Source organism: Rhodococcus sp. 06-235-1A (assembly GCF_002258785.1).
Classification (GTDB): domain Bacteria; phylum Actinomycetota; class Actinomycetes; order Mycobacteriales; family Mycobacteriaceae; genus Rhodococcoides.
In genome coordinates, this window is record NZ_NOYI01000011.1 from 104,101 (window position 1) to 123,029 (window position 18,929).

At 62.6% G+C, this 18,929-nt stretch carries 24 protein-coding genes; 20 read left to right on the forward strand and 4 right to left on the reverse strand.

From position 1 onward, the window contains the following. Positions 1 to 26: 26 nt before the first annotated feature. The 10 genes from CH275_RS09730 (at position 27) to CH275_RS29940 (ending at position 7,287) form a co-directional block, all read left to right on the forward strand. Positions 27 to 359, forward strand: coding sequence for a hypothetical protein (locus tag CH275_RS09730; RefSeq protein ID WP_094677554.1), 333 nt, complete (start codon positions 27 to 29; stop codon positions 357 to 359). A 664-nt stretch (positions 360 to 1,023) separates the two neighbouring features. Then, the gene (locus CH275_RS09740; RefSeq protein ID WP_143546735.1) at positions 1,024 to 1,767 is read left to right on the forward strand and encodes a hypothetical protein; all 744 of its coding nucleotides are present in this window, start codon (positions 1,024 to 1,026) and stop codon (positions 1,765 to 1,767) included. Beyond that, positions 1,739 to 2,539, forward strand: a complete 801-nt coding sequence (locus tag CH275_RS09745; RefSeq protein WP_094677560.1) for a prepilin peptidase — start codon at positions 1,739 to 1,741, stop codon at positions 2,537 to 2,539. The genes CH275_RS09740 and CH275_RS09745 overlap by 29 nt, the downstream gene beginning before the upstream one ends. An 83-nt stretch (positions 2,540 to 2,622) precedes the next feature. Then, positions 2,623 to 3,372, forward strand: coding sequence for a deoxyribonuclease (locus CH275_RS09750; protein WP_143546736.1), 750 nt, complete (start codon positions 2,623 to 2,625; stop codon positions 3,370 to 3,372). Between the two features lie 77 nt (positions 3,373 to 3,449). Then, positions 3,450 to 3,869: a hypothetical protein gene (locus tag CH275_RS09755; protein ID WP_094677564.1), complete on the forward strand. Its 420-nt coding sequence runs from the start codon at positions 3,450 to 3,452 to the stop codon at positions 3,867 to 3,869. Between the two features lie 36 nt (positions 3,870 to 3,905). Beyond that, the gene (locus CH275_RS09760) at positions 3,906 to 4,214 is read left to right on the forward strand and encodes a hypothetical protein (RefSeq protein WP_094677566.1); all 309 of its coding nucleotides are present in this window, start codon (positions 3,906 to 3,908) and stop codon (positions 4,212 to 4,214) included. A gap of 165 nt (positions 4,215 to 4,379) precedes the next feature. Then, the gene (locus tag CH275_RS09765; RefSeq protein ID WP_094677568.1) at positions 4,380 to 5,270 is read left to right on the forward strand and encodes a hypothetical protein; all 891 of its coding nucleotides are present in this window, start codon (positions 4,380 to 4,382) and stop codon (positions 5,268 to 5,270) included. A 583-nt stretch (positions 5,271 to 5,853) separates the two neighbouring features. Beyond that, positions 5,854 to 6,018 carry a hypothetical protein gene (locus CH275_RS29440; RefSeq protein ID WP_179276078.1) on the forward strand — a complete coding sequence of 55 codons (165 nt, stop codon included), beginning with the start codon at positions 5,854 to 5,856 and terminating at the stop codon, positions 6,016 to 6,018. 189 nt (positions 6,019 to 6,207) lie between these two features. After that, positions 6,208 to 6,633 (forward strand): hypothetical protein, encoded by a 426-nt coding sequence (locus CH275_RS29935; protein WP_256990945.1) that lies wholly within the window; start codon positions 6,208 to 6,210, stop codon positions 6,631 to 6,633. Between the two features lie 3 nt (positions 6,634 to 6,636). Then, positions 6,637 to 7,287: a GGDEF domain-containing protein gene (locus CH275_RS29940; RefSeq protein ID WP_256990946.1), complete on the forward strand. Its 651-nt coding sequence runs from the start codon at positions 6,637 to 6,639 to the stop codon at positions 7,285 to 7,287. Here the strand turns inward: CH275_RS29940 and CH275_RS09780 are convergent. Beyond that, entirely contained in the window at positions 7,280 to 7,987 is a 708-nt protein-coding gene (locus CH275_RS09780) for a hypothetical protein (protein WP_094677572.1), read from the reverse strand. The two genes, CH275_RS29940 and CH275_RS09780, sit on opposite strands and share 8 nt — an antisense overlap. Before the next feature lie 55 nt (positions 7,988 to 8,042). Here CH275_RS09780 and CH275_RS09785 point away from each other — a divergent pair, with 55 nt between their 5' ends. The 4 genes from CH275_RS09785 to CH275_RS09795 all read left to right on the forward strand — a co-directional run bounded on the left by CH275_RS09785 (position 8,043) and on the right by CH275_RS09795 (position 10,230). Further along, complete coding sequence (locus CH275_RS09785) at positions 8,043 to 8,852, forward strand: hypothetical protein (protein ID WP_094677574.1); 810 nt, start codon at positions 8,043 to 8,045, stop codon at positions 8,850 to 8,852. Further along, positions 8,849 to 9,001 (forward strand): hypothetical protein, encoded by a 153-nt coding sequence (locus CH275_RS29445; protein ID WP_179276079.1) that lies wholly within the window; start codon positions 8,849 to 8,851, stop codon positions 8,999 to 9,001. Before CH275_RS09785 ends, CH275_RS29445 begins: the two co-directional genes overlap by 4 nt. A gap of 100 nt (positions 9,002 to 9,101) precedes the next feature. Next, positions 9,102 to 9,308, forward strand: a complete 207-nt coding sequence (locus CH275_RS29165) for a hypothetical protein (RefSeq protein WP_143546737.1) — start codon at positions 9,102 to 9,104, stop codon at positions 9,306 to 9,308. An 85-nt stretch (positions 9,309 to 9,393) separates the two neighbouring features. Further along, entirely contained in the window at positions 9,394 to 10,230 is an 837-nt protein-coding gene (locus CH275_RS09795) for a hypothetical protein (protein WP_094677578.1), read from the forward strand. Between the two features lie 954 nt (positions 10,231 to 11,184). Here the strand turns inward: CH275_RS09795 and CH275_RS09810 are convergent. Beyond that, the gene (locus tag CH275_RS09810; RefSeq protein WP_256990947.1) at positions 11,185 to 12,453 is read right to left on the reverse strand and encodes a hypothetical protein; all 1,269 of its coding nucleotides are present in this window, start codon (positions 12,451 to 12,453) and stop codon (positions 11,185 to 11,187) included. A gap of 10 nt (positions 12,454 to 12,463) precedes the next feature. On the opposite strand from CH275_RS09810, the gene CH275_RS29945 reads away from it, so the two are divergent. Together CH275_RS29945 and CH275_RS09815 are read left to right on the forward strand one after the other, a co-directional pair. Further along, on the forward strand, positions 12,464 to 12,982 hold the full coding sequence (locus CH275_RS29945) for a hypothetical protein (protein ID WP_256990948.1): 519 nt from the start codon (positions 12,464 to 12,466) through the stop codon (positions 12,980 to 12,982). Between the two features lie 173 nt (positions 12,983 to 13,155). Continuing rightward, positions 13,156 to 13,683: a hypothetical protein gene (locus CH275_RS09815; protein ID WP_094677586.1), complete on the forward strand. Its 528-nt coding sequence runs from the start codon at positions 13,156 to 13,158 to the stop codon at positions 13,681 to 13,683. Positions 13,684 to 13,740: 57 nt separating this feature from the next. Here the strand turns inward: CH275_RS09815 and CH275_RS09820 are convergent, their stop codons facing one another. Beyond that, positions 13,741 to 14,040, reverse strand: a complete 300-nt coding sequence (locus CH275_RS09820; RefSeq protein WP_094677588.1) for a hypothetical protein — start codon at positions 14,038 to 14,040, stop codon at positions 13,741 to 13,743. Positions 14,041 to 14,293: 253 nt separating this feature from the next. Between CH275_RS09820 and CH275_RS09825 the strand changes: the two genes are divergently transcribed. The 4 genes from CH275_RS09825 to CH275_RS09840 all read left to right on the forward strand — a co-directional run bounded on the left by CH275_RS09825 (position 14,294) and on the right by CH275_RS09840 (position 17,463). Then, positions 14,294 to 15,151 carry a LysR family transcriptional regulator gene (locus CH275_RS09825; RefSeq protein WP_176460259.1) on the forward strand — a complete coding sequence of 286 codons (858 nt, stop codon included), beginning with the start codon at positions 14,294 to 14,296 and terminating at the stop codon, positions 15,149 to 15,151. 377 nt (positions 15,152 to 15,528) lie between these two features. Further along, entirely contained in the window at positions 15,529 to 15,726 is a 198-nt protein-coding gene (locus tag CH275_RS29450) for a hypothetical protein (protein ID WP_094677590.1), read from the forward strand. A 2-nt stretch (positions 15,727 to 15,728) separates the two neighbouring features. Beyond that, positions 15,729 to 16,403 (forward strand): MerR family transcriptional regulator, encoded by a 675-nt coding sequence (locus CH275_RS09835; RefSeq protein WP_373453695.1) that lies wholly within the window; start codon positions 15,729 to 15,731, stop codon positions 16,401 to 16,403. A 52-nt stretch (positions 16,404 to 16,455) separates the two neighbouring features. Next, positions 16,456 to 17,463: a DUF6615 family protein gene (locus tag CH275_RS09840; RefSeq protein ID WP_143546738.1), complete on the forward strand. Its 1,008-nt coding sequence runs from the start codon at positions 16,456 to 16,458 to the stop codon at positions 17,461 to 17,463. Between the two features lie 132 nt (positions 17,464 to 17,595). Here the strand turns inward: CH275_RS09840 and CH275_RS09845 are convergent, their stop codons facing one another. Then, entirely contained in the window at positions 17,596 to 18,462 is an 867-nt protein-coding gene (locus CH275_RS09845) for a phosphoadenosine phosphosulfate reductase domain-containing protein (protein WP_094677596.1), read from the reverse strand. Between the last annotated feature and the right edge of the window lie 467 nt (positions 18,463 to 18,929).

Sequence of the window (18,929 nt, forward strand, 5' to 3'; positions counted from 1 at the left end):
CACACGATCAGAAGAGGAACAACCACATGCCCCAGCACGGCAACAACAGCAAAGCCCTCTCAGACGACGATCAGATGGCGCTAATCTGGATCGCCCCACTCGCGGCCACCATGGCTCTCGGATCCGCAGGCCTGTGGTGGTCGACAGCCATCGCCTGGATGGTCGACCACTCCATCCTGATCGCCAGTGAGGCATCCCCAATGGTGGCGATCCCGGCATCGGACGGTGCCGGTCTCGACGGTCGACGACTGATCATCGCTCTCGCTGTCGTCATCGCACTCGGGGCCGTCGCGATCAGCGCCGGCCGCACCGCCTATTCAGCCCGACAGGCTCGTCTGCACCGAGGTGACCGGGGATGAGAACGAAAGCCACCAGTGGTCGCCGCGCAGAACTACGCGCGATCGCGAGCAGAGAATCGTTCACGATGCCACTCGGACAGTGTGTCCGAGACAGCAACTGGGCCCCGCGTGAAGTGACCGTCGCAGAGATGCTGCAGTCACGGCTCCCACGCCTCGAACGCCGCCGGCAAGCAACCCTCGCTGCAGCGGATCTCCTCGAAGCATGCGAGATCTGCCCGCTCGCAGCCTTCGTCGCATGCCGAACAAGAGCCGAGGCAGATCGCTATACCGGCGTTGCGGCCGGCGGACTGTACGACCGCGGCGCTCTCATCACCGAAGAAAAACGACCCGACGGTCTGGACGCGATGCACCCCCGCGAGGTAGTGTCCCCAACATCTGATGTGCGGTCTGACCAACCGCATCAACTGAAAAGGGATGCACTATGACTGACGTCGACGTGGTTTCGCGTACGCAAAATAAACTTCCCCCCGCACTGTGTGATGCAGTGCCCGATAGCAATACAATGAATCGCGACCGGAATACCGGTTCATGGAGTTGCTCGACGACGCCGAGGGGTGGTTCCTTCGGTCCGACGAGCGACGGCAGTGGTGCTGCGTGTGCGCAGCCTCGCTCCGCTCCCACGGCGGGATCTAACAGAACATCTCGCCGTGGGAGTACCTCATCGGTGCCCTCCGGCCCGGCCCGCCGCCATCTGCTGTCCTTACGGCTCGGCGGCATGCCCGACCAGATGATCCTCGACCTGACGAAGCTCAACCTCAGCGATCTGGAAACGGTCGCCAACCTCAGATGTACCGAGATCACCGCGAGCATCTCGAAAGCGATTCTCGGCGTCACCTTCCACCCCAGCCGGGGTCGGGCGATGACACTCGGTGTCGGAGCTCAGCGACGAATCCGGGCACTCGTCGCGATGGGCTACTCGGTGCAAGCGCTGTCCGAATTGACCAGACTGTCGGTCCCCAAGCTCTCGACGTTGCCGTCTGATCAAGTCGTCCCCAGTGAGGTCTGGTCCGTCATCAACGATGTCTACGACCAGATCTCCATGACACCAGGTCCGGACGAACATGTACGGAACGCAGCCCGCGAGCAGGGATGGGCGACGCCTCTTGCTTGGGACGACGACGAAATCGACGACCCCCGAGCGCGTCCGCATTCGCCCCGAGGCATCCGCGGCATCGACGAGGCGGCCGTCTACCGTCGGTTGTGCGGCGAATGGCGACTGCCGCTCACACTTGCAGAGCAGGCAGAGATCGTCTCGATCGCGCTTCGGCGGCAGTGGTCCACGGAGCATCTCGCGGACGTGCTCGGAATCGATCTCGGCTCAGCGCTGAAGAAGAAGATTCGCTACCGTGCCCGGATGGCCGTGTACGCCGCTCGTTCTGATGGTGAACGAGAAGCTGATGCTGCGTAGCGACTACGTCAGAAGTGTCGTTGTCGCCCTGGTGGCAGGCCTCCTCTGGGTCTTGATCGTGGCCTCGTCGGCATCCTGGGCCGGCACCCAGGCAGGAACCGAGATTGCGGCTGTCAACCGCATCTCGATCGTTGCGATGGCTGGGATCGTCGGCGCACTTCTGGCGGCCGCGCTGCGGCCCACGGTCATCGCAGTGTGTGAACGGGTCGAGATCTCTGTCGACGAGGCGGCGCTGGGGACGAAAGTTCCCGTCATCGTCTCCGGCGTCGTGTGGGGCGTCGTCTCTGTGCCCGCCAGCACTCCGACGAGTTCACCGCATGCGGCTTTGGTGTTCTTGGCTCTCGTATTGCCCTGGATTGCATGGATCGACCAACGCGTGCAACGGATTCCGACCGCTCTTGCGTATCTGGCCGCCAGCGGAACTGCAGCAATGATCTTGCTCACCGGTGTCGTTCACGGCACCTGGGGCGCGGTCGGCCGCGCCCTCCTCGCCGGCCCTACAGCAGGTGTGGTGTTCTTCGCGCTTGCCGTTCTTCTGCGCGGCGGAATCGGTATCGGTGATGCGCGCCTGACGGTCTCGCTCGCGATGGTCCTCGGCTACGTCGGCTGGACGGCTCTCCCTGCGGCGCTGGTGTTCTCGATCCTGACGGCATTCGTCGGAGTGATCGTCGCCCGAGTTCTTCGAGCGATCCGATCCGAGCCTGCGCGGTCGCATATCGCGCTGGGCCCGTATCTCGTACTCGGCACCGCGCTCGCCCTCGTCGCGTCCTGACCCTTCTCCTCCCTGCACGTCGTCCTGCCACAGATTTCTTTTCTTCCCCGAACTCGACAGCTCCCGAAGAGGTGATCGCCATCATGGCGAAGACACATCAGACCGCATGGACAGCCATTGCCGCAGCCGCGATGGTCGCTGTGGCGGCCGCGGCTGCCGTGGTGATCACGACGGATCACCACGAGGCCGACACTGCGCCACCACCACCCCAGGTCTTCCACGACGTCATCACCGTTGCGAGCCTTCTCGACGCCCTGCCCGTCGTCGACGATATCGACAGCACGGCCAGGTGGCCCGACGGTCAGCGCTCGGCGGAACTGCTCGTGCGGCCGCCAGGCAGCGATCACGGATGCGACACCAAGAACATCGCATTGGCAGCGGAGCTCGACGACGTCACATTCGCTGTCGGAACGGAAAATTGCGTTGTGGCACAGGGCGTGTTGAACGATCCATACACCGGTGTCACCGTCGAATTCGATGCAGCATCCGAAAAAGATGCTGCAGCAATCGATTACGTCTACCCGTTGGACGCGGCGTGGGCGTTGGGCGCGGCTGCATGGGCACCCGAACAGCAGCAACGATTCGTCAGCGACGTCCACAACAACATCATCGTCGCCAGCGCGCAGGCAGTCGAACACCGAGCCCAACGTGGGCTTTCTCAGTGGCATCCGAACAACGACGACCTCGCATGTGCATTCGCGGCGAAATACCTTCGCGTGGCGCAGACATACGCCTTGCCCATCACCCGCGGCGATGCCGCCGCGGCCACGCAACTCTGCGGCCTCGACAACACCGCTGCGACCCCTGCGGGCGAGACCGAACCGGCGAACTGACCACACGATCGGCCACACAAATCTCCTCCCCAAGAGGAAATGAAAGTCCCTCGCACACAACACGAAAGAAGGAAATCATGCCCAAGACCGCCGACCAGGCCGATGCAACCACCCGCGAGATCCTCGGCCCGCAGTTCACCGCAATGCGCAACCTCGTCGAAGCAGCCGAGAACAGCCGACAGAAGGCCGAAGCAGTCGCCAAAGCCCAGGCAGAACACGTCGACTCGACCGCCGAATTCATCGCGGCCTACGACGCCGCCAAAGCTGCAGGCTTCACCACCGCCCAACTGAAGAAGGGCGGCTACGTCCGTCCATCACTGAAGGGAGCCGCAAAACCTGCCACCAGCAAGAAAGAACCCACGCAGACCCCGCCGGCAGAAACCGACGCCACCGGCGGCGACCCCCACGGGCACGAGAGCGGACAGCAGAACCACGACGGGCCGGCATCCGAGCGCCACCAGAACGAGCACAGCGAACACGACGCCATGGCGAGCTGACATGACATCCCGTCGACAACCAGAGGGGGCCGTGCGATGAGCACCGAACGAACCGACGCCATCACCCATATCGAGCTTGCATGCGACGTCTGCGCGCTGGAACCCCGGGACGGGGGAGCAGGACCGCGGGGCGCACGGTGGGCGGTGGCCATGAAGGATTGCTGCGCCGGCGGACAGCTCATGGCCCACCTCGCGTGCGACGAGCACTTCTTCGATCTGATTTCACAGAAACTGCCCGGCGAATGCACCAGTTGTGGCCACCTGAGCCGGACCCTGTCCGACGTCGTCGATGTCGCATGGACGATAGGAACCGCAACCGACTTGCCCGGCCGGCCAGGACGATGACCCAAGCTGTCGCACTGCTCGGCGGCGGCGTCCGCCGAGCGTGCACTTGCTGCAGCGCCGTCGAATACTTCGGCGGCGCTGCAGGTCGAGTCGGTACCGCCCCCCGCGGGGCCGCAGTACCGACTCTGCAGCCGGGACCGCAAGACCCCCTCCGGGCGAGGTCCGATGTCCTCCGCGCGCCGTAGTCGCAACCGCGTCACCCCAGACGGGGGCGCGTTCGACCCCGATCGCGGATCCAGCGGAGAGCTGGAGAAGAAGCAAGGGGTGGTGCTCCCTCACGCATCCTTCGCCGACCGAGCCGCGAATCGCGAGCATGCCCGCGGCCTCGATACCGACATCGAAGGACTGCCCGGTCTGACACGCGCGCGTCGCGACCTCGAACGCGCCTTCCCCCGCAACACCGCCGCGCCGATCATGAACGAACGAAAACGACGTTCGCTGCCGGCCGCGATCGAACTCCGCCGAAGCCTCAGCGCACGCCAGCGCAATGCGCGATCAGCCACCAAAAGGACTGTGGAGCAGAGCGTTCCCCGCGCCCAGCACCGTGCGATGAGCACACTGATCGGAGATCCAGACAATTGGAAACGCACCAACGACGCATTGTCCGATGTCAACGGTGATGCAGTTCGGCTCGACGACGACCAGCGCCGCCACATCCAGAGAGTCGACCGCGCAATCCAGCGATACGAGCGTGAGTCCGGACGTGGACATCTGGTCTACACCGTCGTGAGCTTGCCCCACGCCGTCATCCATCCATCCGAGCTACCCGAGACCCTCTCACCCGGCTCGGTCATAGCCTTCGACCGCTTCACCGGCGCTCGCCACTCGATCCACGAACTCGACGCACACAGCCATCCGACGGACGCCGTATTCGAGATCCAAACAACACGAGGGCTGTACCTCGGAGCATCGGACAAGGGCGACGACACGAGCCACCTCCTCCCACGGGGCACCCGCTACCGAGTCGTCAACTCGCACATCGTCCCCTACGAGCGACCAGGTCAGAGCGTCGGGGAAAGGCTCGTCGTGCAACTCGAAGATATCGACACGGACTGACCATCACCGAAAGGAACAAACAGATATGCCCACCGAAAAAGCCTCACCGCCACCACACCGACGAGAACGCCGCACACCATGGCGATTTCATCCAGACATCATGCCGCGCGCCGACTTTTCGCACCGTCCAAGCCGAAGACCCCCAGACCGGACCCATCGACGGAGCAACCGCCACCGACGAGAAGCCGGAATAGATGCATATGACAATCCCAATTGTGTCGATTAGCGTTGGGGCACTGGTGGTCTCGGCAGTTGTAGCCGTCATGATCGGGAAGGTAATCGTGCACGCCGACCGAATCGAAAGCGCACGGTGGTCGGGCATCTGCTGCACCGGATGCGGTCTACCGATCGTCGACAGACGCCCCGCCGACCACGCGCTCGGGGCTCAGCCCGAGCGGAGTCACGACACCGACGAAAACTACTGCACGGACTGCACCGCAACCAGATTCCATACCTGGGGCTACAGCCCATGAACGGTATCCGCCCTACACGCAGACCTGGAAGTCGATCGAGCTCAGATGCCGCTATTAAGCAAGGAGAGACACCCATCGACACATCCACCGCTCCACGCACCCTCGCACTCTTGACCTCGTTCCTCTACCGCGTGGCCGGAGATCTCGGAGCCGCCGCGATCAACGCCCGGAGCGAGGCCGAAGCCGACCACGCCAGCAGGGGACGGGAGCTCTGCGTCGAAATGTTCGTCAGGCTGACCCCGACGGTGGCCCCCGACTCCCGGGTGGTCGCGTAGAAGCGAGGCGGCAGCGTGGCTCACGAGCGCGCGCCGTTTCACTCTGCGAGCTCGTCAGTGCTGTTCGTCCCGAACGCCCAGGTCTCTGGCAGAATGCGATCTGTCACTGCAGGACGTGGGGTCGGCCCGACACCGGTGTATCGGGCCGCAGTGACATCCCGGCTTCCGACCAAAGGGTCACGCCCACACATGAGCCTGCTCCTTCGATGGTGGTCCCACCCCGCAGACTATGCGTGGACGACGGCGTATCACCGCACCAATCCCCTTTTGCGCCACGCCCATATCGCGGTAGGCGCGTGGTGTTGGCTCTACGCCGCACTGTGCATCCTCGGTGTACACACCCCTGCAGGCATCGTCGCAGTCTATGGACAGCTATTTGCATATGTCCTCGCCGGTTGCTTGGCTGTCCTCGGTGCTTGGTGGATGTGCGGACCATTTCCCGGTGAGACGGTTTCTCGGGTGTTCGTCGGGTTCTTGGAACTGTCCGCTGCCATGGCATTGTTGCTGCTTACCGATCCGTTCGTCGCGCTTGCCTGCGCGTCGGCGTTCGGCGTTATCGGCAGCTACATCGCCGCGTTCCACAGCCCCAAACTCTTTCTGGCACATCAAGTATAGGCCTTGGCTACCGTCGTCTCACTCTTCATTCGAGCGATCGTGATGCCCGAAGCAGACGTGGTCCTCGCATGCATCTACCTGCTCGTGCTGACCCTCGTTCTGTTCTCCGCGCCCATCCTGACGCATGCACTGTTGTTGCTGTTACGCCGTGACGCGGCGACAGCGTTCTACGACCCGCTGACCGGCTTGCGGAACCGGCGCGGCTTCGACGCGGCGATCGTCGAGCATCGGGCCCATCGTCGTCCGGCCACGGTGATGGTGATCGACCTGGACGAATTCAAGCTGGTCAACGACCGGTTCGGCCACGCACACGGAGACGTCGTTCTCCGACGTACAGCCGATGCCATACACAGCACCTTTCTGCCGCCGTCCATCACCGCGCGCACCGGGGGAGAGGAATTCGCAGTAGTCACGTTCACCGAACTCGCGCAGGCAGCCGACCAGGCCGATGCACTGCGACAATGGTGTGCGGCTCAAGCGGACCTGAGTGCGACGGTGAGTATCGGTGTCACTCACCACCCTGGATCAGGCTCACCAACCACCGGCCTGGAGCAGGCGCTGGAAAGAGCCGATATCGCGATGTACGCCGCGAAGCATGCTGGCGGAAACTCGGTGTTCGTTCACAACGAGTCGTCCACGCCGACAATCACGTGAAATCACCGGCAGAGGAGCGCGCACCCGCGCGATGTCGGTCGACCACCCCAGCCATCTCTGAACTCACGCTCGAAGCACCTGCGTGCGCGGCTCGATGCGCACCGGCGGCCTGTGCCTCTACGTCGCCGACTCCGTGGTGCTCATACCTCGCGCGGCCGAAATCGGGCATGATGAAGTTCGTTTCGACGGTCGCAGGTTCGATGGTCTGTGCGATCAAGCGGTAAGCGGAAAGGATTGGGTAGGAAAAGGTATGGCGCGGCGATCGGACAGAAGAGGGCAGAAGCCCCGGAGTGCGAAGGACACTCGGGTTCGCCGAGATGGATTCGACGGTGAGTTCGTTCCAGGGCAACAATTTTGGGTCGACATGCGTATCCGCCGTCAAGCCGCCGAGGTCCTGGAAGCAAAGGTCACCGCCGCGCGGTGGCCGCTGGTGCTCGAGGCCATCGAGGCCGCAGCCTGGCCGGTGGAGACCTACCTGGGAAAATTCCTGAAGGGCGGCTACGACGTCATCCGGTTTCGGTCCGACCCGACCAACGTAGGCGAGATGCTCCACAGGTTGTCCCGGCTGACGAAGCTGCCGGTCGAAGCTGTCGCGCGGGAGCCCCACAAGCACTTGCCCTTCTGGCTCGATGACGAACCGGAATCGCACGATGTCGGCCTGCAGCCCTTCCGTAGGTTCCAGATGCTCTACTACAGCCACTTCCTTACTGCGCGCGTCGACGGCGGACCGATATGCCTACTATGCGACGCCGGAGATGACTGCGTTGATCGAGGCCGGCCAGAGTGCCGATCGAGACCACGACGTTGCTGTGACCGTGGCAGATCTTCCCTCGAGCAGAGGAGTTCTCTATCTCGCTCCAGCAGACGGAGTGCCCGACCACGGGCGCGTCCTGGTGTGGAACGAGACAGGTCGCGACAGTGAAAGTGGAACCGACGTCCTCCTGATAGCCATGCTTACCGTTCCTGCTTTGCGGTGGTGGTTGGCGCGGGCCGACGGGGCACTTCCTACTGACGGAAACCGGTTGTACCGCGTCGTCAACGACTACCTACCGTTGTTTCCTTTCGCCGAGGTCCAGCTCAGCCCAGCGGAGTCCGATACCGCGCCCAGTGCACCGAACCGATCCGGAGGCGCGGGTTTCACGGACGTCGGTCCCGACGAACCTGCGCATTCCGTGACCGCCATGAATGACCTGGATTACGTTGCGCGAACGTTCTTCTCGATGGTGAACATGCTGCGACGCGACAAGTTCGTGGAGTCCACCCGCCAGCAGTCGGCGCGCATGCGAGACAACGACGGCGTGGTGAAGCGGATGCGGGAGGTGACGTATTTGTCGTACCGGCAGCCGCGGTCGGCGTCCAGTGCTTCATCGTCGGAAGGATCTGGGAAGCTCTCGCACCGCCACGTCGTTCGGGGGCATTGGCGTCGGCATTGGTATCCATCGCAGAAGCGGCATCTACCCATGTGGATCGATGAGCATTTGCAGGGGCCTGCGGATGCCCCGATTGTCGTCAAGAGCAAGGTGACTGTGGTGCGCCCGCCTGCGGAGAATGAGAGTGTGGAATGACCAACGACCGTAGTTTCGATCCGGACGCCGATCACGGACAGGCGGGGTGGGTGACTCTGCCCAGCGGACAGCGTGTTTACCGCTACCACGGCTCGGACGACCTGATCTACGACGCAGCAACCGCCTCCGAGGCCGACGCGTCGAACTAGACGTAGATTGGAACGCCTCGACGCAGGCTTGAGAAGACCGATGCGCCGTCATGCCGGGAAACGACGACGCAGCTCGTCCAGTCCTTCACATGAATGACTGTTGCCGGGGAACCACGAAGCCGCGCTGTGCGTCCAACGCAGCATGGACGACGACGAGTGCGCAGCCATCCGTGACGAGGGGCGCGACCCCAGCGACCCGGCCGTCGTAAGCGCCCTCGAGCAGGTGAAACGAACGCTTCACCTGTACCGGCACATTGCCTGGACCTTCACGGCAGACGACCTCGACACCCACACCGTCCACCGCTGAACCCATCCACCAGCACATTCGACAGTCGAACGTGCGTTCGATAAAGTGCAGTGGTTCCTACCGGTACGGCGAAAGGTCGATTCACATGGCCACCGTCGACGCGATCGGGGACCTCACCGGCCTGGCCAAGGCCGAACAGCTCGCCGCGCTCCGACGCAGCATGGCCGCGATCCCCGGACGACGTGACCACGCACCCACCGAGCCCGTCGACGCATCCCTGTTCGCCCCATCTCAGCCAACGGCCCCGCCCGCCGACGCACAGACCCTCAGCGGCCCTGTGCGTCCACAGACCCTGCGCACCATCCCCGTGCCCACGCCACTGTCAGAACTCCTCCCACGCGGTGCGCTGGCCCGAGGAACGGCCATCTCGATTACCGGTGCCGGATCGATCCTCGTCAGTCTCGTCGCTACCGCCAGCGCGGCCGGCCACCACGTCGCATTGATCGGGCAGTCGAAGTTCGGACTACTCGCAGTCCGCGAGCAGGGCGGCGACCTGTCGAAGATTCATCTGATCGACCCAGGCCAAGCAGACCCTCTCGACGCTGCGAGCATCTGTATCGAGGGCCTCGATCTGGTCGTGACGACCGTGCACGGACGCGATGTTCCGCCGACCCGGGCGCGTGCCCTGTTGGCCCGAAACCGTACGCACGCTGGGATTCTCGCGATCACGAACGGCCGCATGCCCGGTCTCGACCTGACAATTTCCTCGAGGCCTGTCGCGTACGGCGGAATCGAGCAGAGCAGGGGCCGTATCCGGTCGATCACCCTCGAGACCACCGTGCACGGTCGCGGTATCGCCGAGCGCACCGGCCGCTACACCCTCACCGCGCCCACCTTCGGCGAGCAGGGCCTGCGCTGGACCCCGGTCAGCGTCGACGCGGCAGCTACGCACCTTCCGCACCGATTGGCGGTCGCGCAATGACCCCCGCCCTGTACGAGAACTGGCCCGTCACTTTCGAGCCGCCCACACGCCGCATCGTCGATCCACCGCAGAGAGTCCTGGTCAGCGTCGCGCTTACCGTGGCGGGGTCGTCCGGAGGATCTTTCCGTGACGGGGTGCCTCTCAAGGTCCGGTCGGAGGGGCTCTCGATGGACGTCAAGGCCCCCGGTCTTCTCCATGCGTGGGCGAAAACGTCACGGGGACAGTGGATTTGTTGCCTCAGCTTCCAGATACCGATCGGAAATGGCAAAGGGTTTCTTCAGCTCGATCACCAGTGGTGTCCCGCCGACGCCGCGCAACCTATCCGGTGATCGACTCTGGTTCGCTGCCCGGTGGTGCAGGACTTCCTTGTGCGAGCCTCAGGGGTGTAGCCGTTGTTAGAACGCGCGCATCACTCGGCCGTTCAGCTGGGTCACTCGGCCGTTCAGCTGGGTCGTGAACCCTGGGCATGGGTCGAGCGGCGGACCTTTGTGTAAGAGTCCGCCGCTCGACTGTCCTGCCGTTATATCGAGTTTGCTCTGTCGGGGTGTGTGATTGATCGGTAGACGATGGTGATGAACCCCGATAGTGCGAGGCCGCCTCCGACATAGCCGACGAGAACAGGTGAGAAGATGTACGGCTCATTTTGGTGCTGCTGGTACCACCAAATTGCGTAGATCGCGGCGACCGAACCGATCCCAATCGCAATCATCTGAAGCGCAGACCCGAAGGGGGATAGGAACAAGGTGACCAGAACGGCCACGACGGAGAACGCGCACACCCACGCGCACACCGTTCCCACGCCGTCATAGTCGAGCTTTCCTGCGGTGAGCCCGACTGCAACACCTAATGCAAGTAGTATCAGCTCGGGCCACGGAGTTCGCCTGTCGGAAACTTTGCTCATTGCTCCATCCAATCGCGAAAGTTCACTCGGTGTCGAATCGATCAACCGAGCTGTCAGAAGTACTGACCTGGGTGGGCCAGTGCCACTGCTTCGAAGTACTCCCTCGCCGTCGTTGTGCACGCACTACGACGAGGATCGAACGTACCCGTGTACACATTTCGGCACACTGTCAGCAGATTCTCTCGCAGCTCAGTGTTGCACTGCGCCATCGCATCATCGTTGCCGTCATTGGCTTCGTAGCACATATCGTGCCGTGCACAGGCCCCACTGAAGTCAGCGTTGTCACCCGGCGACGGGAACTGATCGGGCGAATTGGTGCAGTAGTCGTTCAAACTCCCCAAGCTCGTGTCGTAGACGTAGCCGGCCGGGACGCTCACGCCTCCGTCGTTCGACGCGCGCCGCGCAGTTCCTGAGCCCTCGCCGAGGACCTCGTCGAGGTCGAAGCCGTTTCGCTCGGCATACTGCCTCAATGATTCGGCGAGGATGTTGTTGACCTGTTTGCCGGCGATCGCGATGTTGCCTGCATTCCGCATGAGCTGGGTCAGATTGATTTCGCCGTTGCTGAACCCTTGGACAAGGTCACCGGCGGGATTGAGGTATTGCGCTGTTGTCGGGTATCCGTACTGCCCCGCTTCGTATCCCGAGATTGCCCAGAGGGCGAGGGTCAGGCCACCCACTTCGTGAGCACCGAAATTGGGATGCCAGTAGATAACTCCACTCTCGAAGCGGTTCATTCGGCCTTGACCATCAGGCAGCAGCGTCTCGTCCGATGTCGGATAGCCGAGAATGCCGCTCTGTGCCTCGGATCCGAGTGCAGCCCACCGATCCCGGATAGCGCCGCCGACGAAGTACGCCTCATTCAGCTTCCAGTAGACCGTGCCGCCCTGGAACTCCTGCCTGCGCCCCAGCCCGTCGGCGTTCACGATCTCGTCGGTGGTCGGGTACTTCAGCGGGCCGGCTTCCCACCCGTTTCGCTGCCAGGCGGCGAAGAAGTGGTTCGCTACGGGGTGCGCTCCGGACGCGGCGGACCAGTAGATCGGGCCGTTCTGGAAGGTCTGTCGGCGGCCGAACCCGTCGGGGTTGACCAGTTCGTCAGATGTTGGCCACAGCAGGAAGCTGAACTGAGCTCCGAGTGAGTTGTACTTGTCGCGAATTGCGCCGCAGACCCACTTGTCCGAGGGCCAGTACTGCTGACAATCAGGTCCCGGCGCAGGCCCGCGCGCGGCACTTTGTCGCTGCTGGAGCTCGAATTCACGAACCTCGGCCCGGTCGGCGTCTTCTTTGGTGAACGGCTCCGGCCATTCCTCCCGGTCCGATCGCATCTGACCGGGAATGATTGTGCTGTTGGGGTTCTCGGTAGGTAGCCCGGTGTACGGGATTTTCTCGCCCGAAGGTGTTGCTGAGGTCGTAGTCGCCGGTGCTGCTGCTGGCGGGGTAGTGGTGGGAGCGGACGTCGGCGGGCTCGGTGCAACCGTGGACACTGTAGGTGCCGCATCTACCGCGTCACATGCGGCGGGGGCGGCATCGTCGGTCGTTGGGGCAGGGCTCGTTGTCGCGGACGGTGAAGTCGTGGGCGTCGACACGCACAGCTCGGCCGGTGCCGGCGCACGCTCGACGGTCGCCGCATCTGGAGCCGCCGACGGGGTCGGCAACGGGGTAGTAACCGGTTGCGCCAAGGCGCTCCCAGCGCCTGATATCAGCATCAATGCCACCGCGCCGGATGTGAACAATGATCTTGTCGCGGAATGGGTTCGACGCCGTGGATGGCGCATGGGCGTGAGCGAAGTCGTCATGGATTCCCTCTCTACTGGGGGTAAGCGGATCGCATTGGGCCGCTCTCAGAATCCTTAACCAAACTTCCCGGTCTTGCTTAGGAAAAGTAAAGATTTCCATCATAAAAAAACCTGTCGGTCGGTCCTGAGTGGTTGGCGATGCATGAAGCTTGGTTGTCACGCGTGTGTGTGCATCAAGCCTGGTAGAGATTGCGAAAGCGGTTATTGGATAGGAAAGTTCGGATCGGCTCATTGCATGTCGTCGGTGAGACCGACACAGGCTTCGTCGACGACCATTTCGAGTTCCGCTACGGCCGCGGTGACCGCTGGTGGGTCGAACGCAACGGTGAGATCGTCTACGCATCGTCGAGCTCCACCGACACGGTGCCCGTCGCCCGCATCGATGGACAGATGGTTCACCAGCACACCGCCAGCCTGATCCGCCTCGGCGCACTGTTCACCCCGCGAGATCTCTTCGGCCCGCGATCACTCCTGCGCCGCCGCACACCACCTCAGCACGTCACCCAGGGCCCGACGGCGATCGACCACGCTGGCCGTCCGGCCTGGTCGACCGAGCTGACATCGCCCCCTGGACTCACTACGACAGTGGTCATCGACGATGGAACCGGCCTCGTCGCGGGCCTGAGCAGCCGCGAGCACGGCCAGTCGCTTCGCCTCGACAATCTGACCGAACACGTCGAACTTCCCGACGATCGATTCGTGTGGGACGGCGACACCATCGAATCGAATGATCTGAGGAGCTTCCGGCTCTCCTGGTAGGTCACCGACCAGCGGCCCTTGTTCGTCCGTGGATATTCGATTTGCATGCACGTCGGCTTAGCGAAGCCCCGAACGGATAGCCGAGGTCGAGGAAGTTGCGGTTCGGTGGGCCAGCTGTTCTGCGACCGCCGCGGTGGAGGCGGGGTTCTGTCCTGTGATGAGTGTGTCGGTGATTTCGATGTGCTGCTGCCAGGGGTGTCCTGCGGTGTACGTGCCGCCCCGGCGCCGGATTTCTTGCTCGATGGTGAAAGGGAGCGTGCCGAGTAGTCCTACATCGGCTTCCTCTTGGTCCGAGAAGCTCGTCATCGTCAGGGCCGCATACGGCCACGTTGCTCCGGATGCGGTGTCGGCAAGCAACGCCGCAGTTCCATGGCAGACCGTCGCGATTGGGGACCCCTCCCGTCGGAGCGCGAGGTTGCGGATAGCGACAGCGACGCGGCACCGGCGATGACCAGCGCCGCATTCCCGCTCACCCCCCGATCGGCGGCGTCAGCTCTCGGTATCGCGGTTCTGGTCACCTGGTCAAGGCAATCAGTTACAAACCGATAAGTCCACTAGCCAGTTCTACCGCTAAAACAGTAGTATCACTTATATGTTGTCGTGGGATCGGATGAAAGTTTTCGCCGCAGTAGCCGAACAAGGTTCGGTCACTAGAGCTGCAGAATCTTTACACCTCACCGGACCCGGAGTGTCGCAACACATCCGCAAGTTGGAGAAGGAAGCCGGCACCACCCTGGTCGAGAGAGAGGGAAGGTCGATACGGCTGACCCCCGCCGGTCGCGCACTGGCGACACGTGCGGCCGCCATGTCCGCTCTCGCCGAAGCCGCAGAAGACGACCTTGCCTCGATCGACACCGACGTCGCCGGAGCGCTGAGAGTAGGCGCGGTCGCAAGTGCATTACGTCGGCTGGTGGTCCCAGCTCTGGCAGACCTTGCTCGCACGTATCCACTGCTGCGCCCCGAGGTCGTCGACGGAGAAGGAATCGATCTGCTCGACCGTCTCCAGCACCGCACCCTCGATCTCGTCGTCTTCGAGTCCTGGGACCATCGGCCGGCGACGGTCCCCGCAGGTATCGACGTCCACACGCTCCACACCGAGGATGTACACCTCGCGGTACCGATCGAGGACAGCCGTGAGATGGCAACCCTCTCCGGCGAAACGGAATCGATCTGGACGGTATGCCCATCAGGGTCGGATGCGCACTCCGCGCTCGTGCACGCATTGCGCGAAGCTGGAGTCGAACCGACGATCCGCTACGAGGTGTCCGACTATTCGACCCAACTGGCGCTTGTCGAAGCAGGTCTGGCCGTCGCGCTGGTTCCGGACACCGCGCGAGTCCGAACGGCCGGGGTGCGGTATCTGCCGACCGAGCCGGCCGTCACACGTTCGTTGCGTGCGGCGAGCTCGACCCGAATCCCGGCTGTCGGCGCGCTCCTGAATGCGATGAACGTGATTCTCGCAGGCTGATTCCGCGGCCGACCTGCACCCATGGCCCTCGGTTCTCAGGACTGCTCAAAAGGTAACGCGGCAGGCACATGACATCTGCGAAACAGGTTGTATGGCAGTGATTGCCAGGGCGCAGGTATGCGCTAGATCCGGGTTCACGGCCACCGGAAGCGCGGGAGATCGCGAATGCTGAACGTCAGCACGGCGATGGTAGTGGCCGAACACTGTCCGACACGCCCGTGGGATCAAGCTTCGTAGAATTCCCCTATTCGGGGAATTCTACGTTCCGTTCAAGACCTCCGCCATCGGTGCCACAATCGTTACGGTGCGGCGATGAACAGCATCACGCCCCATGAAATGACCCCACTCACCCCGATTGCATCGGCAGGTTTGCTCGGATGAGCGGCGACGACGTGCTGAACTTCTGCTCCCTGGTAGTGGCAGTTACTGCCGCTATAGCGATCCGTTCCTTCACGGAGCTCCGATCCAAGCGGGTCACGATAGTCGTCTTCCTCGCGGTGGTTCTGCTCTTTAGGTTCGGTGTTCCTCGTCTTACGCCGTTCATCGGATGGCTGCTCGGTTTGTCCAACGAGTAACGGTGCGGGCCGAACGTGCAGAGGTTGCCCGCTGGCCGGGAGAGAAAGGAAAGCGATGCCGAGCGGTATCGTTCATCGAACGATCGAATAAAGGGTGTGTGCGAGTTGTGAGCTGCAGCGAACAGGGTTCGTTCGAGGACATCGTGCCGGGGCTTTTCAAGACCTCGAACGGCACCGCCGCCGACGCCGTGAACGGGTGTCTGGGGTACAAATCGCCCCAGGTCCAGCAAGTGACTGGGGTAACGTACCGCCAGCTCGACTACTGGGCCCGTACAGGGCTTGTGTCACCGTCGATCCGCACTGCATCCGGTTCTGGATCGCAAAGGCTGTATGTCTTCTCCGACATCGTGGTGGTCAAAGTGATTCGTCGTCTCCTCGAGGCCGGAGTGTCTTTGCAGAATGTACGCATTGCGATCGAGTGCCTGCGTGCGCGTGATGCCCAGGGTCTGGCATCTGTAACCCTGCTCTGCGACGGTATTTCGGTGTACGAGTGCACATCTGACGACGAGATAGTGGACTTGCTACACGGTGGGCAGGGCGTGTTCGGCATCGCGATCGGACATACAGTCGCGGACGTGGCTGCCGATATCCGTGCGCTCCCTGTATTTGCTGCGGAAAGCGACAAGGTCGCCGGGATCGACGAACTGCGATCGCGACGCGACCGCAAGACCGCCTGAAGTCGGCCCCGGGATGAGTACACACTTCAGTGCCAATTACATGGTCCACGCGATGAATGAAGCAGCCTCGGATACCTGGGATCTGATGGAGACGGGAATTGCAGGCGGTATCGGACCTGGAGAAGAGACGCTCACCGACCTCAACTTGATCAAGCTTCAACAGCGTATTCCGTCGCTGAGAGTGACGAAATACGCCAAGGCGGTCGAGGCGGGTAACGGTGCGGATTGGGAGTGGTGGATCGGTTCTTCGGCCGACGAGCGGTGGATCAAGCTTCGTATTCAAGCAAAACGCGCCAGCCACAAATTCAACCGCTATGAGCAGCTCGGACACTCAGTTGGGAAAGTCAAGCAGTACGAGACCCTGATTTTGAAGAGCAGGCTCGACGGTGCAACTCCGTTGTATGTCTTCTTCAACGGGTGGCCCGAAGATAGATTTCTCGTAAAGGGCCAGTACAACGACGCGATCGCACGCAACCTCAGGGCGGTGCACGGCGGGCACGTTCCGTATCCGATGTGGGGCTCGTTGGATTGGGGGTGCGCAGTCTCCGCGGCGCAGAAGGTCAAAGAAATTTATGAGAACCCATCCACATCAGTCTTCCCGCCAGCTCTCATCTCAGCTGCTACCCGCCGAAACAAGCGCTATATCCCGCGGTATCTCGTGCACTCGACCCCTTGGGCGTATCTACTTCACTCCGGGCCTTCGGGCGCGGCTCCGACTGTGCGGCAGGTGGCCGAGAACCTTCACCACATGGAGGGAAACAGATCGCCGCTCACCGACGATGCCTTCGAAGCAATGACCCACCCGCTTCCGTCTCGCGAAGCCGAGCAGGCCGCCTACGGCATGTACACGATGAGGAAATTTCTCGACGCCCGCGATGAGGCGCGTTACGCTCAGCGCCTCGCGAGCGCCGAACAATTCGCTCACGAGATCGGCAGAGACGATCTGGTGGGTCGAATGCTGAACCTGCCCGACGAGACCGAGCGGACAGGGCCGGGGTATCGCCTGTTGTTGGAGCTCAACCCGGAAAGTTCAGACCTCATGAACCTACGCCTGAGCTAGCGCCGATCGGCCGACAAGAGGTCGTTTGGTCCTGATGCAAAGAAGTCGGAGGCCACCGTGTGGTGTGCCTCCGACTCACCCTGTGCAATCTCAGTACCAGGAATGCTACACGCGCACAGTCGATATGGCGATCTACACGAACTCGCGTATTCGAGGGAGCACTGCGGTGATCTCCTCGAACAGGCTCGGCCAACCTCGACGCAGACGAGTGACCCTGCCCGATTCGAGGAAATTTCCGTCGAGAATGTGTGAAACCCGCAGATTCGCTGCAGGTGCGCCCAGCGCGGCCAGTTTGGCGTAGACAGGGTTGCTCGGAAGGTCGTGCTGATGCGAATAGGCCAGAACATCGTCCGCGGCCCAGTCCCACACCGGCCCATAGGCCACAGTTCCATCGGTGCGGTGAACCGTCCCCCCGTGGTGTCGACGCTGCTCCGCTTTGTTGCTGCAGCAGTTCGGGCCTTGGCAGCGCTCGCTGATCTCACGTGCGAGAGCGGAGTAGTACATCGACCACCTGCCGGTGCCTTTCCTGGATTCGTCTGCCCGCACGCCCCAGACCTCCCCGTCACCGAACTTGGTGTGCGCAGCCCGGGCAGGCTGGGCAATCAAGGTCTCGAAGCCTCGTGCGGGTACATGAGCCGACGGGCTACCGCCGTGGTCCCATTCCCCGGTCCGGGCCATCACTGTCAGCAGCGTTGGTTCAGCGCGAATGATGTGCAGGTCCAGTCCCAGCCTCGTCGCAATCTGCTCGACGTAGGCGTAGGTCTCGGGGTATTCGAGACCGGAATCGAAAAAGGCTACCGGGACATCTGGGTCCGCCTGTCGGGCGAGATCGACAGCAACGACGGAATCTTTTCCACCGCTGAATGCGACGTACCCATCGAATTCGTCGAGGTGTTCGGCCACGCGATCGACGATCGTCGAAATGTCATGCCGCGAGGATCGAAGGGACCGCAGTCGAGTGAGATCGAGGCCGTCGAAATCGTTGCTACGCACCGTCACAACGATAGTCGGAACACGGACACTTCAGACTGGACGTAGCAGAAGCTGCTACCCGAACAGGCGGAATTACTGGTTACACAACGGCGGTCCGTGGGGCCGCTCGGCAGCAGTTTTCGGGGTGTTCGAGGTGTCCGGTGCCGGTGTTATGTTCGCCCGGATATCGTCCGTTGAATGAGCAAGAGGAAGAGGTGGCGACCGATGAGTCCCACAGAGTCCGACCCAGGCAGCGCGTTGCCCCGGTGGGTAGTCGATCCGTCGGCGGCGAACAAAGCGACCGATCAGTCGACCGATTCCGAGCCGGAAGGGGGGTCGGAAGATCGCCACGATGGGCAGGACGGTGACCTCGTCCAGGACTCGGGTGCAGGCCAGCCAGAACCCGCCCGTGAACAGCCTCTAGCCAGCGAATTCGTTCCGATCGACGCACCCAGGATCGCAGCCGACAACGTTGACGAAAACGTGTTAAAAAA

Coding starts and splice junctions, on each gene's coding strand:
- CH275_RS09755 (WP_094677564.1), top strand. CDS start 3,450: ATGCCCAAGACCGCCGACCAGGCCGATGCAACCACCCGCGAGATCCTC.
- CH275_RS09745 (WP_094677560.1), top strand. CDS start 1,739: ATGGTGAACGAGAAGCTGATGCTGCGTAGCGACTACGTCAGAAGTGTC.
- CH275_RS09825 (WP_176460259.1), top strand. CDS start 14,294: ATGAAAGTTTTCGCCGCAGTAGCCGAACAAGGTTCGGTCACTAGAGCT.
- CH275_RS29945 (WP_256990948.1), top strand. CDS start 12,464: ATGATTGTGCTGTTGGGGTTCTCGGTAGGTAGCCCGGTGTACGGGATT.
- CH275_RS09760 (WP_094677566.1), top strand. CDS start 3,906: ATGAGCACCGAACGAACCGACGCCATCACCCATATCGAGCTTGCATGC.
- CH275_RS09785 (WP_094677574.1), top strand. CDS start 8,043: ATGACTGCGTTGATCGAGGCCGGCCAGAGTGCCGATCGAGACCACGAC.
- CH275_RS29450 (WP_094677590.1), top strand. CDS start 15,529: ATGAGCGGCGACGACGTGCTGAACTTCTGCTCCCTGGTAGTGGCAGTT.
- CH275_RS09750 (WP_143546736.1), top strand. CDS start 2,623: ATGGCGAAGACACATCAGACCGCATGGACAGCCATTGCCGCAGCCGCG.
- CH275_RS09795 (WP_094677578.1), top strand. CDS start 9,394: ATGGCCACCGTCGACGCGATCGGGGACCTCACCGGCCTGGCCAAGGCC.
- CH275_RS09765 (WP_094677568.1), top strand. CDS start 4,380: ATGTCCTCCGCGCGCCGTAGTCGCAACCGCGTCACCCCAGACGGGGGC.
- CH275_RS29445 (WP_179276079.1), top strand. CDS start 8,849: ATGACCAACGACCGTAGTTTCGATCCGGACGCCGATCACGGACAGGCG.
- CH275_RS09810 (WP_256990947.1), bottom strand. CDS start 12,453: ATGCGATCGGACCGGGAGGAATGGCCGGAGCCGTTCACCAAAGAAGAC.
- CH275_RS09730 (WP_094677554.1), top strand. CDS start 27: ATGCCCCAGCACGGCAACAACAGCAAAGCCCTCTCAGACGACGATCAG.
- CH275_RS29935 (WP_256990945.1), top strand. CDS start 6,208: ATGAGCCTGCTCCTTCGATGGTGGTCCCACCCCGCAGACTATGCGTGG.
- CH275_RS09840 (WP_143546738.1), top strand. CDS start 16,456: ATGAATGAAGCAGCCTCGGATACCTGGGATCTGATGGAGACGGGAATT.